Consider the following 13164-nt stretch of genomic DNA (forward strand, 5'->3'; position numbering starts at 1 on the left):
CCTCTCTCTAGTAAGAGTTACATTTCTTTTACTTTTTAAATGGTAGTGAAAATAAGAATTATAAAAAAACTCTTGTCATTATTTTAAAACTATGTAAATATAGGTGTCAAGACAGTTGAAAAAGTGTAAAGTAGGAGGCAACAATTATGCCAAGCGCAGATGTCTTAATTATTGGAAGTGGCGTTGCGGCACTTCGTGTTGCAAAAGAGATTTGTCACGAAAAGAATGTGATTATTATCACAAAGGAGACGAAACGTAATAATAATACACATTTAGCTCAAGGTGGAATTGCCGCAGCGGTAGCTACATACGACAATCCTAATGATCATTTTGAAGATACGCTAGTAGCAGGGTGTCATTATAACAATGAAGAAGTGGTCCGTTATTTAGTCGAGGAAGGACCGAAAGAAATTAATAACCTTATTGAAAATGGAATGAAATTTGATGGAGATGAAACAGGTCCTCATCTTGGAAAAGAAGGAGCGCATCGAAAACGTCGTATTTTACATGCAGGTGGCGATGCAACAGGAAAGAATTTATTAGAGCATCTTATTCAAGAAGTAGCTCCATACGTTACGGTAGTGGAACAGGAAATGGTGCTCGATTTTATTATAGAAAAAGATAAATGTGTTGGGGCTTTAACTCGCAACAATAAAGGAGAATTGAAACGTTACAATGCAGATTATACGGTGTTAGCTTCAGGCGGTATTGGCGGTTTATACGCCTTTACTTCTAATGATGAGACGATTACAGGCGATGGACTTGCAATGGTGTACCGTGCAGGCGGAGAGCTTGTAGATTTAGAGTTTATACAATTTCATCCGACGATGTTATACGCGGGTGGGCGTTGTTCTGGTCTTGTGTCCGAAGCTGTTCGCGGAGAAGGAGCTGTCCTTATAAATGGAAAAGGGCAGCGTTTTATGATGGATATACATTCCGAACAGGATTTAGCGCCTCGTGATGTAGTCGCAAGGGCTATTCATGAACAGCTACTTGCGGGTGAAAAAGTGTACTTAAACATCGAAATGATTCAAAACTTTGAACAACGCTTTCCGACCGTGTCATCGATATGTAAAACAAATGGAGTCGATATAAATAAAAAACTTATTCCAGTCGTGCCTGGTACTCATTTTCACATGGGCGGCGTGAAAACGAACTGTGATGGAGAGACGTCTATTCCGAACTTATACGCAGTCGGTGAAGTAGCTTGTAACGGGGTTCATGGTGCAAATAGATTAGCGAGTAATTCATTATTAGAAGGTCTTGTGTTTGGAAAAAGAATCGGACGACACATTTTATCTAGAGAGACAAAAGAAAAGGTGAACATGCTAGCCGAAAAGGAAGCAAAGTTTATCGTTCTGAATCATTTACCGACGAAAGAAGAAATACAAAAATGCATGATGAAATATGTTGGGATTGTGCGAACAGAGCAAAGTTTATCTTATGCGAAGAGATGGCTTAGTAAGTATGGTGTTCGAAATATGATATTACAACATGATGTTCTTACGAATGAAGAGATAACGCTTATTAATATGTTAACGGTTTGTGAGCTTATAGTTGTGTCAGCCTTGCAAAGAGAAGAAAGTATTGGCGGGCATTACCGGAGTGATTATCCAGATAGAAATATAGGAAAGAAAGAGATTGTTCGAGTAAAGAGAAAACGACAACTTGTGTGATGAGGGGAAGAGAGGCTTTATGAACACGATAAAAGTTAAAGAAGCATTAAACCGATTTTTTTTAGAAGATATAGGAGAAAGAGATGTAACATCTCAGCTTATTTTTCCAGATAACTTGCTTTCGAAAGGAACGTTTCTTGCGAAGGATACAGGGGTCTTTGCAGGATGTTTAGTAATTGAATCAGGATTTAAATTAATTGATGAGAGAATTGAAATAGAGCTTCATAAAAAAGATGGGGATCTTGTAGAAAAAGGAGAAATTATTGCAACAGTGCAAGGTCCAATCGCATCGTTATTAACAGCAGAGCGCGTTATATTAAACGTTATTCAGCGTATGAGTGGAATAGCGACGATGACGCGTAAAGCGGTTCTTGCTTTAGATAGTAGCTATACTCGTATTTGTGATACGCGAAAAACGATGCCAGGACTGCGTATGTTTGATAAGTATGCAGTCGTGTGCGGCGGTGGATTTAATCATCGCTTCGGTTTATATGATGGTGTCATGATTAAAGACAATCATATTGCTTTTGCTGGTTCTATTACAAAAGCTGTTACATCAGTGAAAGAAAAGTTAGGACATATGGTGAAAGTAGAAGTGGAAACAGAAACTGAGGAACAGGTGAGAGAGGCTGTCGCTGCTGGTGCGGATATTATTATGTTCGATAATCGTACGCCAGATGAAATCCGGGAGTTTTCAAAGATTGTACCAAGTGCCATCGTTACGGAAGCTTCAGGAGGCATCACAATTGAAGATTTATCGAAATACGGAAAAACAGGGGTAGATTATATTTCACTTGGAGCGTTAACACATTCAGTGAAAGCACTTGATATTAGTTTCAATATTGAAGAGTAAGGAAAGTGGCTTAGAGGGGGAGAAACGTATATGAGTATTTTAGAACAAGTACAGCCAATTGAAACGATGTTACCAGAGCGTTATTACACAATGTCAACGGAAGATATGGAAAAGCGTGTTCGTGAAATTAAAGAGAAAATGGGGAAAATGTTATTCATTCCAGGGCATCATTATCAAAAAGATGAAGTGGTACAATTTTCAGATGCAGCAGGGGATTCACTTCAGCTTGCGCAAGTTGCAGCGAGCAATAAAGATGCAAAATATATTGTGTTTTGCGGGGTGCACTTTATGGCGGAAACAGCAGATATGTTAACTACAGATGATCAAGTTGTCATCTTACCAGATATGCGTGCAGGTTGTTCGATGGCGGATATGGCAGATATTGAACAAACAGAAAGAGCATGGAAAGAGCTCACGAAATTATTTGGAGATACGATGATTCCGTTAACATATGTGAACTCTACAGCTGCAATTAAAGCGTTTTGTGGTCGTAACGGAGGAGCAACAGTAACTTCTTCTAATGCAAAGCAAATGGTATCTTGGGCGTTTACTCAAAAAGAACGTCTCGTCTTTTTACCAGACCAACATTTAGGGAGAAATACAGCGCACGATTTAGGTATCCCGTTAGATAAAATGGCAGTATGGGACCCACACACAGATTCATTAGAGTACGATGGGGATATAGAAGAAATTCAAGTGATTTTATGGAAAGGACATTGTTCTGTTCATCAAAATTTTACAATGAAGAATATTGAGAGTGTACGAAAAAATCATCCGGATATGAATATTATTGTACATCCAGAATGTTGCTATGAAGTTGTAGCTGCTTCAGATTATGCAGGCTCAACGAAATATATTATTGATATGATTGAATCAGCGCCATCTGGTAGCAAATGGGCGATTGGTACAGAAATGAATTTAGTGAACCGAATTATTCAGCAACATCCAGATAAAGAAATTGTTTCACTTAATCCATTTATGTGTCCGTGCTTAACGATGAACCGAATTGATCTGCCTCACTTATTATGGGCACTTGAAACGATAGAAAGAGGAGAAGAAATTAACGTTATTAGCGTAGATAAACAAGTAACGACAGAAGCGGTTTTTGCATTAAATCGTATGTTAGAGCGTGTGTAAAGCAACGGTATTCCCGTTGCTTTTTTTCATACATATAATCATAACGGGAACGAAATGGGCATACATTGTTTTGAAGAAATCATTGTGGTTCTTTATGCTTATTCCGCTTCGAATGATATTGAAAATCGAAGAAGTGATAAAAGTGAAAAGAAGTTAATGTTATTTAGAAAGAGTTACTTCATGAGATTTGTTACTTATAGATAAGTTATACAGGAGGGGGAAAATTTGAAAATTCATATCGTGCAAAAAGGGGATACCCTTTGGAAAATTGCGAAAAAGTACGGAGTGGATTTTGACACGTTGAAAAAAACAAATACACAACTTAGTAATCCAGATTTAATTATGCCAGGTATGAAAATTAAAGTGCCATCCAAGAGTGTTCACATGAAACAACAGGCTGGAGCAGGTTCAGCGCCTCCAAAGCAATACGTAAAAGAAGTGCAGCAAAAAGAATTTGCAGCAACACCAACTCCGCTTGGAATAGAAGATGAAGAAGAAGTTACGTATCAATCAGCACCAATTACACAGCAGCCAGCTATGCAACAAACACAAAAAGAAGTGCAAGTAAAACCGCAGAAGGAGATGCAGGTAAAGCCGCAAAAAGAAGTACAGGTGAAACCACAGAAGGAGATACAGGTAAAGCCGCAAAAAGAGGTACAGGTGAAACCGCAAAAAGAAGTGCAAAAAGAACAGCCAATTCAAAAAGAAAAACCAGTTGAAAAACCGTCTGTTATTCAAAAACCACCTGTGATAGAAAAACAAAAACCGGCGGAAAAAGAAAACACGAAGTTTTCGGTAAATGTATTACCGCAGCCGCCACAACCACCAATAAAACCGAAAAAAGAATATAAAATTTCAGATGTAATAAAAAAAGGAAGCGAGTTAATTGCTCCTCAAATTAGTAAAATGAAACCTAACAATATCATTTCTCCGCAAACGAAAAAAAACAATATAGTATCGCCGCAAGTGAAGAAAGAAAATGTAGGGAATATAGTATCGCCGCAAGTGAAGAAAGAAAATGTAGGAAATATAGTATCGCCGCAAGTGAAGAAAGAAAATGTAGGAAATATAGTATCGCCGCAAGTGAAGAAAGAAAATGTAGGGAATATAATATCGCCACAAGTGAAGAAAGAAAATGTAGGAAATATAGTATCGCCTCAGGTAAAGAAAGAAAATGTAGGGAATATAGTGTCACCACAAGTGAAGAAAGAGAATGTAGGGAATATAGTATCGCCAAATGTATCGAAAGAAAATGTAGTTATTCCACAAGTCATACCGCCAAATATTCAAATGCCAAATATTCAAATGCCAATCATGGATAACAACCAGCCACCGAATATAATGCCAATTATGGATAACAACCAGCCACCGAATATAATGCCAATTATGGATAACAACCAGCCGCCGAATATAATGCCGATCATGGATAACAATCAAATGCCGAATATGATGCCAATCATGGATAACAATCAAATGCCGAATATGATGCCAATCATGGATAACAATCAAATGCTGAATATGATGCCGATTATGGATAACAATCAAATGCCGAATATAATGCCAATTATGGATAACAATCAAATGCCGAATATAATGCCAATTATGGATAACAATCAAATGCCTAATATGATGCCAATCATGGATAACAATCAACCACCCAATATGATGCCCTATCAAATGCCGTATCAACAGCCCATGATGCCGCCGAATCCGTATTATCAACAACCAAATCCATATCAAATGCCATATCAGCAAGGAGCGCCGTTTGGACCGCAATATACGTCTATGCCAAACCCGAATATGATGCCAATGGATAATAATATGCCACCGCTTGTGCAGGGTGAGGAAGATTGTGGATGCGGAGGAGAAAGTAGACTATATAGTCCACAACCAGGCGGTCCGCAATATGCGAATCCTTTATATTATCAACCAACTCAGTCTGCATATGCACCACAGCCAGGAACGATGTATTATCAACCAGATCCACCGAATGTATTTGGAGAGCCCGTTTCAGAAGAAGAGGACGAAGAAGAAGTTTAAAAAGGCGGGAGTATTCCCGCCTTTTTTGCATTCCTGTTAATTAAGAAAATGAAGTTTTTTTATGAAGTGCTAGAAAATTCCTAGTGAAATATTAACAGTGTAAAAACCTTCTCGGTTACTCATCATAAGAGGGAGCTTTTCAGTAGAGAAGCTCATTCTAACAGAGGGGGTTTTTGTATTGAATACGAAAGTAAAAGTGATTGCTGCTTCTTTGTTAGTTACCAGTGCATTAGCTGCATGTGGTACACCGAAAGATAACAATGCAATGGATGGACGTAACTACAATTACGAGCGTACATCTTATAATGATACACACCAGTATCGTGATAATGTGACACGTAATGATCGTTATACAGATTATGTAACATATAGAAATGGTCGTAACGATACAGGATACAATTATTATCGAGATGTAAATTACAATGGACAAATTGCTAATCCGCATCCAACTCGTAATATTACAATGAACAATTCATACATTAACAATGATGGTAAAACAGCTGAAAGAATAACAAATCGTGTGAAACGTATGAATAACGTAGACCGTGTGTCTACAGTTGTATATGGAAACGATGTAGCGATTGCGGTAAAACCACGTAACACAGTGACAAATGAAACGGCGATGGCGAACGAAATTCGTCAAGCGGTTTCAAATGAAGTTGGAAACAGAAACGTATATGTTTCTGTAAGAAATGATATGTTTACTCGTGTCGATGCAATGAGTACGCGTCTACGTAACGGTACAGTTACAAACGATTTTAATCGTGACATAGTGAATATGTTCCGAGACATTCGTTACGGTTTAACTGGTACAGTGCGATAACAAAACAAAAGAGGAAGGGATAGCCCTTCCTCTTTATTCATCGTTGTCTTGTAAGCGACGTTTTTTAATAAAATAACTAACGGAATAAGAAACTAAAAAGCATATGAAAAGAATACTACCTGTTAAAATAGCTTCAAACAGTGGTCTTTCTGGACTGAAAATAATATAAATAATAGCCGTAACGATTCCTACAATAAGGGAGTGGAAGACAAGTTTGTAATAAGGAGTTAACTGTATTTCCTTTTCGCCTTCTTCTACATCGATTGAAACACTTAACTGTAAATAAGCAAGTAAAATACTTGTAAACATAAATAATAGCCACAATGGAGATTTCGTAATTTGATCCATTCCTTCAGTGAATCCGATGTAGCTTAAAATTCCAATTATACCAAGTGACTGAAAAAGAAAGGCGATACGCACGTTTTTTAATGTTTGCAGAATGAGACGTTCATCCTTTATTTTTTTCATAATATCCATCTCCTGTTTTATGATGATTTCGCTGTTATATTAATTGTAACATATATGTTGCAATTATCAATTTATAATTTACATATTGTTCATTTGGATAACAGAGGAAATAAAATATTTTTATAAACATGTTGCACTTATACTTTATTAATGTTATATTAGCAAAGCGATGAGCTAATTTACGTAAGACGAGAGATATGCTTAAGTGCTAAACACGCGAATGTGGTCGCCTGGTCTCTCGCCGTAAACGCATCAAGACGCCTGCTTTGCAGGCGTCTTTCATTTTATATAAAAGTAAATGATACATACAGATGAGGTAAATCCTAATCTGTATTTTTTTATTTTTCGAAAGAAATGTAATGTGGATAAAACCCCCATTTCCGGAAAAACTACTAATGAAAGTTTGATTTTGCCTAAAAGAGGTGAACGGAAATGAAATGGATACTGATTGCGATGCAAGCTTTCGTTATGATGTTTTGTTTCGTTTATGAAACGAATGTGAAGGCGGAAGGGCCAGTACCAGAAGTAACGAAAAAAGAACCTGAGGTTACAATTTTATTAGAGCGTATGTATGTTGATGGCGAAGTAAGCGAAGAAATACTTACAGAAAAAGTGACGGATTTAGAAAAGTTTTTACAGCAGTATAAAGAATGGCAGCTCGTTGATCGTGATGATGTACAAATTGTATTGCAAAAGAAAGTTGATGATATTTCTCCGTTATTGAAAACGAGCGGGTATTTTGGTGTTTCAGAGGAAGGGATATTACAAATTTTCAAAGGTGTACCGAAAAGTGATAATGCGATCCATTCTTTCTTTCAAATTGATATGAAAAAGCTTGAGAGCTATGAACGTGCGAAATTGAAACGTGGCATTCGTATTAAATCAAAAGAAGGTTTTGTGAAGACGATTGAAAAAATGAAGCAATACGCAGTTCAAAGTAAGAAAAAAAGCAGCTCATGGTGAGCTGCTTTTTTTTCTTATTTGTTTTTAGCTAAAATTTCTTTTGCGATTTCATCAATTAGCATATCTTTTCCGATTGGATTGAATGCTTTCGTATTGAAGACTTCATTTGATACTTCATATACGTGATTATTTTTAACTGCTTTATTGTCTTTCCAAACGGCACTGTTTTTGTAGTCTTCGTAAACTTTATCAGCTTCGCCGCCGAAGTTTACAATAAACATTTGGTCAGGCTGGAATGCAACTAGACCTTCTAGTGATACTTGCGCCATCGTTTGTTTTAAATCCGTACCTTTTGTTGCTGGAAGTTTTAAGTCATTAAAGATGATGTCACCGTATCCGAAGCTACCGTATACACGGAAGTTTTGTGGTGTAACTGCAACGAACATAAAGTTCTCATCTTTTGTTTTCTCTTTAATTTTTTTAGATAAAGAGTCTGCTTTCTTATCGTAGTCTGCAATCCATTTGTCTGCTTTCTTCTCTTCGTCAAATAGCTTACCTACTTCTTTAAACTTACCACGCCAGTCTTCTAAGTTTGTTTCTAGAACAACTGTAGGTGCAACCTTTTCTAGTTGATCATAAATTTTTAATTGACGGTTGTTTAAAATAATTAAGTCTGGTTTTAAAGCAGTAACAGCTTCTAAATCAACTTTAGGTGCCCAGTACCAACCTACTGCTTTTACTCCATCTAACTTGTCTGTTAAGTGATTTTGGATTTTATCTTTATATGTATTTGCTGTACCAACAGGTTTGTGTCCAAGAAGTAATAGTTCTTCTGTTGATCCAGATAAGTCAACAATTCTCTTTGGATTTACTGGAATTGTAGCTTCACCTTTAGCATGTTTTACAACTTTTGTTTTCGGTTGTTCTTTTGCCTTCGATTCTTCTTTTTGAGAAGAACAGCCAACGATAGAAAGAACAACGAGCATAATAGTAAATAAAATAAATAGCTTACGTTTCATCCTGATGTAACCCCCTTTAATTAGTATTGATAATCATTATCGACTTCTGTATATTAAGGTGCTTTAACCTTTCTGTCAATGGAAAATAACAGAAGTTTCAAGTGGGGAACATTTGTTGGGGTAGTCTCGCTTTTCTATCATTAAATATGTTAAAATGGAATACATGATTTAAGAGGGAGAGATCGTATTTTGTTTGAATATGTTACAGGTTACGTGGAGTATGTAGGGCCGGAATATGTCGTAATTGATCATAATGGAATTGGTTATCAAATTTTCACACCGAATCCGTATGTATTTCAAAGAAGTAAGCAAGAAATCCGTGTCTATACATATCATTATGTAAGAGAAGATATTATGGCACTTTACGGGTTTAAAACACGTGAAGAGCGTTTATTATTTACAAAGTTGTTAGGCGTGTCTGGCATTGGGCCAAAAGGAGCTCTTGCAATTTTAGCTTCTGGTCAAACAGGACAGGTCGTTCAAGCGATTGAGCATGAAGATGAGAAGTTTTTAGTGAAATTCCCAGGCGTCGGAAAGAAAACAGCACGCCAAATGATTTTAGATTTAAAAGGAAAACTAGCAGATGTCGTACCAGATGCATTTGTTGATTTATTCTCAGACACAGAACGTTTTGATGAGAAGAAAGGTTCATCAGCTGAGCTTGATGAGGCACTGGAAGCTCTGCGCGCACTTGGATACGCAGAACGCGAAGTTTCTCGTGTTGTACCAGAGTTATTAAAAGAATCATTAACGACGGATCAGTATATTAAAAAGGCACTTAGTCTTTTACTAAATGGTAAGAGGTGAGTATAATGGACGAACGTCTCCTTTCAGGGGAATCTGCATATGAAGATGCGGATTTAGAATATTCATTACGGCCACAGACGCTCCGTCAGTATATTGGCCAAGATAAAGCAAAACATAATTTAGAAGTATTTATTGAAGCGGCGAAAATGCGTGAAGAAACGTTAGATCACGTGCTTTTATATGGACCACCAGGTCTTGGTAAAACGACGCTTGCGAATATTATTGCCAATGAGATGGGCGTTAATGTTAGAACAACTTCAGGTCCCGCAATTGAAAGACCAGGAGATTTAGCTGCTGTATTAACAGCGCTTCAGCCAGGGGATGTATTATTTATTGATGAAATTCATCGTTTGCATAGATCAATTGAAGAAGTATTGTATCCTGCGATGGAAGACTTTTGCCTTGATATCGTAATTGGAAAAGGGCCTTCAGCACGTTCTGTACGCCTAGATTTACCGCCATTTACATTAGTTGGAGCAACAACACGTGCTGGAGCATTATCGGCACCGCTTCGTGACCGCTTCGGTGTACTTTCAAGGTTAGAGTACTACACAGTAGATCAGCTTTCTGCGATTGTTGAACGTACAGCAGAAGTATTTGAAGTTGAAATCGATTCGTTAGCTGCATTAGAAATTGCAAGACGTGCTCGTGGTACACCTCGTATTGCGAATCGTCTTTTAAGACGTGTACGTGATTTCGCGCAAGTTCGTGGTAACGGAACGGTTACGATGGAAATTACGCAAATGGCATTAGAGCTACTGCAAGTAGATAAATTAGGTCTAGATCATATTGATCATAAATTACTGCTTGGTATTATTGAGAAATTCCGTGGTGGTCCAGTTGGATTAGAAACGGTTTCAGCAACAATTGGAGAAGAATCTCATACGATTGAAGATGTGTATGAGCCGTATTTATTACAAATTGGCTTTTTACAACGAACGCCAAGGGGCCGAATTGTAACGCCGCTTGCGTATGGGCATTTCGGAATGGAGATGCCAAAAGTATGATGGAGATGCCCAAAATGCTTATTACAGCGGGAATCTTACTCATCGTTGTTGGATTAGCTTGGAAGTTCATTGGCAGGCTTCCAGGCGATATTTTTGTGAAAAAAGGAAACGTTACCTTTTATTTTCCTATCATTACATGTATTGTGTTAAGTATTGTACTATCTTTTATTATGTATATAATAAATCGATTTAAATAAGAAATAGGTGGATATAGCTATGGATATAAATCTGTTTGATTTTCATTTACCAGAAGAACTTATTGCACAAGTCCCGTTAGAAGATCGTGAAACATCAAGATTAATGGTGTTAGACCGTGAAACAGGTGATATTGAGCATAAACATTTTACGGACATTCTTTCTTACTTACATGAGGGGGATTGCTTAGTTTTAAATGAAACGAAAGTTATGCCTGCTCGTTTGCACGGTGTGAAAGAAGATACAGGCGCGCACATTGAAGTACTTCTTTTAAAACAAGAAGAAGGTGATAAGTGGGAAACGCTTGTAAAGCCAGCGAAACGTGTAAAAGAAGGAACTGTTATCTCTTTTGGCGAAGGGAAATTAAAAGCAACTTGCACAGGAACTGCAGATCAAGGTGGACGCCAGCTTGAATTTTCATATGATGGCATCTTCTATGAAATTTTAGATGAACTTGGGGAAATGCCGCTTCCTCCATATATTAAAGAGACGCTGGAAGATCGCGATCGCTATCAAACAGTATATGCGAAAGAAATCGGTTCAGCAGCAGCGCCGACTGCGGGACTTCACTTTACAGAAGAGTTACTTGAGAAGTTAAAGCAAAAAGGCGTTCAGTTAGCATTCATTACACTTCACGTAGGACTTGGAACATTTAGACCAGTTTCTGCAGACACGATTGAAGAACACCATATGCACGCAGAATATTATCATATGTCTGAAGAGACAGCGGCATTATTAAATCGTGTGAAAGAGAATGGTGGACGTATTATTACTGTAGGTACGACATCAACTCGTACGTTAGAAACAATTGCAACAGATCATGACGGTAAGCTCTGCGCCGCTTCTGGATGGACAGATATTTTCATGTATCCGGGATATGAATTTAAAGCAATTGATGGTTTAATTACAAACTTCCATTTACCGAAATCAACATTAATTATGCTTGTAAGTGCATTTGCAAATAGAGATAATGTACTTCATGCTTATAATGAAGCAGTAAAAGAAAAATATCGTTTCTTTAGCTTCGGTGATGCAATGTTCGTTGCATCTCACGCTAAAATGAGAAACAAATAAAAGGAGTAAGTTATGACAGCAATTCGTTATGAATTTATTAAGACATGTAAACAAACGGGTGCCCGTTTAGGTCGTGTGCATACGCCGCACGGTTCATTTGATACACCAACATTTATGCCAGTTGGTACACTTGCAACAGTTAAGACAATGTCACCAGAAGAATTAAAAGCAATGGATTCTGGCATTATTTTAAGTAATACGTATCATTTATGGCTACGTCCAGGTCATGAAATTATTCGTGAAGCAGGCGGCTTGCATAAATTTATGAACTGGGATCGTGCAATCTTAACAGACTCTGGTGGTTTCCAAGTATTCAGTTTAAGTGACTTCCGTCGTATTGAAGAGGAAGGCGTTCACTTCCGTAATCACTTAAATGGAGATAAATTATTCTTATCACCAGAAAAAGCGATGGAAATCCAAAATGCATTAGGTTCAGATATTATGATGGCATTTGATGAGTGTCCACCATTCCCAGCTACTTTTGAATATATGAAGAAATCTGTAGAGCGTACGAGCCGCTGGGCAGAACGTTGCTTAAAAGCGCATGAACGTCCGCAAGATCAAGGTTTATTCGGTATTGTACAGGGCGGGGAGTACGAAGAGCTTCGTCGTCAAAGTGCGAAAGATCTTGTTTCAATGGACTTCCCTGGTTACGCTGTAGGTGGTTTATCTGTTGGTGAACCGAAAGATATTATGAACCGTGTTCTTGAGTTTACAACACCACTTCTTCCAGATAATAAGCCTCGTTACTTAATGGGTGTAGGTTCTCCTGACTCGTTAATCGATGGCGCAATTCGTGGTATTGATATGTTTGACTGTGTACTTCCAACTCGTATCGCTCGAAATGGTACATGTATGACAAGTGAAGGTCGACTCGTTGTAAAAAATGCGAAATTCGCAAGAGACTTCGGTCCGCTTGATCCAAACTGTGATTGCTACACATGTAAAAACTACTCACGTGCGTACATTCGTCACTTAATGAAATGTGATGAAACGTTCGGAATTCGTTTAACGTCTTATCACAACCTTCATTTTCTGTTAAACTTAATGGAGCAGGTGAGACAAGCTATTCGTGAAGACCGTCTTGGCGATTTCCGCGAAGAGTTCTTTGAACAGTATGGCTTTAATAAACCGAATGCTAAAAACTTCTAATACATAATTT

12 protein-coding genes and 1 pseudogene are annotated in these 13164 nt (G+C 37.7%); 11 read left to right on the plus strand and 2 right to left on the minus strand.

Annotated elements, in window-relative coordinates:
* Window positions 1-146 precede the first annotated feature (146 nt).
* The 5 genes and pseudogenes from nadB to ACTFRU_RS14105 all read left to right on the plus strand — a co-directional run bounded on the left by nadB (window position 147) and on the right by ACTFRU_RS14105 (window position 6529).
* Entirely contained in the window at window positions 147-1676 is a 1530-nt protein-coding gene (gene nadB / locus ACTFRU_RS14085; protein WP_001138531.1) for an L-aspartate oxidase, read from the plus strand.
* A 19-nt stretch (window positions 1677-1695) separates the two neighbouring features.
* Window positions 1696-2529 carry a carboxylating nicotinate-nucleotide diphosphorylase gene (nadC, locus tag ACTFRU_RS14090; RefSeq protein WP_001092209.1) on the plus strand — a complete coding sequence of 278 codons (834 nt, stop codon included), beginning with the start codon at window positions 1696-1698 and terminating at the stop codon, window positions 2527-2529.
* Window positions 2530-2559: 30 nt separating this feature from the next.
* The gene (gene nadA / locus ACTFRU_RS14095) at window positions 2560-3666 is read left to right on the plus strand and encodes a quinolinate synthase NadA (RefSeq protein ID WP_000025336.1); all 1107 of its coding nucleotides are present in this window, start codon (window positions 2560-2562) and stop codon (window positions 3664-3666) included.
* 225 nt (window positions 3667-3891) lie between these two features.
* Window positions 3892-4048: pseudogene (gene safA, locus ACTFRU_RS14100) on the plus strand (SafA/ExsA family spore coat assembly protein); the annotation flags it as partial.
* A gap of 1836 nt (window positions 4049-5884) precedes the next feature.
* Window positions 5885-6529, plus strand: a complete 645-nt coding sequence (locus tag ACTFRU_RS14105; RefSeq protein ID WP_001093537.1) for a YhcN/YlaJ family sporulation lipoprotein — start codon at window positions 5885-5887, stop codon at window positions 6527-6529.
* A 33-nt stretch (window positions 6530-6562) separates the two neighbouring features.
* On the opposite strand, the gene ACTFRU_RS14110 is transcribed toward ACTFRU_RS14105, so the two are convergent.
* Complete coding sequence (locus tag ACTFRU_RS14110) at window positions 6563-6997, minus strand: hypothetical protein (protein ID WP_000721250.1); 435 nt, start codon at window positions 6995-6997, stop codon at window positions 6563-6565.
* A gap of 432 nt (window positions 6998-7429) precedes the next feature.
* On the opposite strand from ACTFRU_RS14110, the gene ACTFRU_RS14115 reads away from it, so the two are divergent.
* The gene (locus tag ACTFRU_RS14115) at window positions 7430-7960 is read left to right on the plus strand and encodes a BofC C-terminal domain-containing protein (protein ID WP_000871175.1); all 531 of its coding nucleotides are present in this window, start codon (window positions 7430-7432) and stop codon (window positions 7958-7960) included.
* Window positions 7961-7974: 14 nt separating this feature from the next.
* Here the strand turns inward: ACTFRU_RS14115 and ACTFRU_RS14120 are convergent, their stop codons facing one another.
* Complete coding sequence (locus ACTFRU_RS14120) at window positions 7975-8919, minus strand: iron-hydroxamate ABC transporter substrate-binding protein (RefSeq protein ID WP_000823606.1); 945 nt, start codon at window positions 8917-8919, stop codon at window positions 7975-7977.
* A gap of 189 nt (window positions 8920-9108) precedes the next feature.
* Here ACTFRU_RS14120 and ruvA point away from each other — a divergent pair, with 189 nt between their 5' ends.
* Genes ruvA through tgt form a run of 5 tightly spaced genes read left to right on the plus strand, consistent with a single transcriptional unit; the run spans window position 9109 to window position 13154 of the window.
* Window positions 9109-9726 carry a Holliday junction DNA helicase RuvA gene (gene ruvA, locus ACTFRU_RS14125; RefSeq protein WP_000464511.1) on the plus strand — a complete coding sequence of 206 codons (618 nt, stop codon included), beginning with the start codon at window positions 9109-9111 and terminating at the stop codon, window positions 9724-9726.
* A gap of 5 nt (window positions 9727-9731) precedes the next feature.
* Window positions 9732-10733, plus strand: coding sequence for a Holliday junction branch migration DNA helicase RuvB (ruvB, locus tag ACTFRU_RS14130; RefSeq protein ID WP_016123397.1), 1002 nt, complete (start codon window positions 9732-9734; stop codon window positions 10731-10733).
* On the plus strand, window positions 10730-10930 hold the full coding sequence (locus ACTFRU_RS14135) for a DUF2905 domain-containing protein (protein ID WP_000970410.1): 201 nt from the start codon (window positions 10730-10732) through the stop codon (window positions 10928-10930). Before ruvB ends, ACTFRU_RS14135 begins: the two co-directional genes overlap by 4 nt.
* 19 nt (window positions 10931-10949) lie before the next feature.
* Window positions 10950-12002 carry a tRNA preQ1(34) S-adenosylmethionine ribosyltransferase-isomerase QueA gene (gene queA, locus ACTFRU_RS14140; RefSeq protein WP_000354014.1) on the plus strand — a complete coding sequence of 351 codons (1053 nt, stop codon included), beginning with the start codon at window positions 10950-10952 and terminating at the stop codon, window positions 12000-12002.
* Window positions 12003-12014: 12 nt separating this feature from the next.
* Window positions 12015-13154 carry a tRNA guanosine(34) transglycosylase Tgt gene (gene tgt, locus ACTFRU_RS14145; RefSeq protein ID WP_000125365.1) on the plus strand — a complete coding sequence of 380 codons (1140 nt, stop codon included), beginning with the start codon at window positions 12015-12017 and terminating at the stop codon, window positions 13152-13154.
* Window positions 13155-13164: the final 10 nt, after the last annotated feature.

The sequence above is a fragment of the Bacillus cereus group sp. MYBK220-1 genome (assembly GCF_051916445.1).
Lineage (GTDB): Bacteria > Bacillota > Bacilli > Bacillales > Bacillaceae_G > Bacillus_A > Bacillus_A cereus.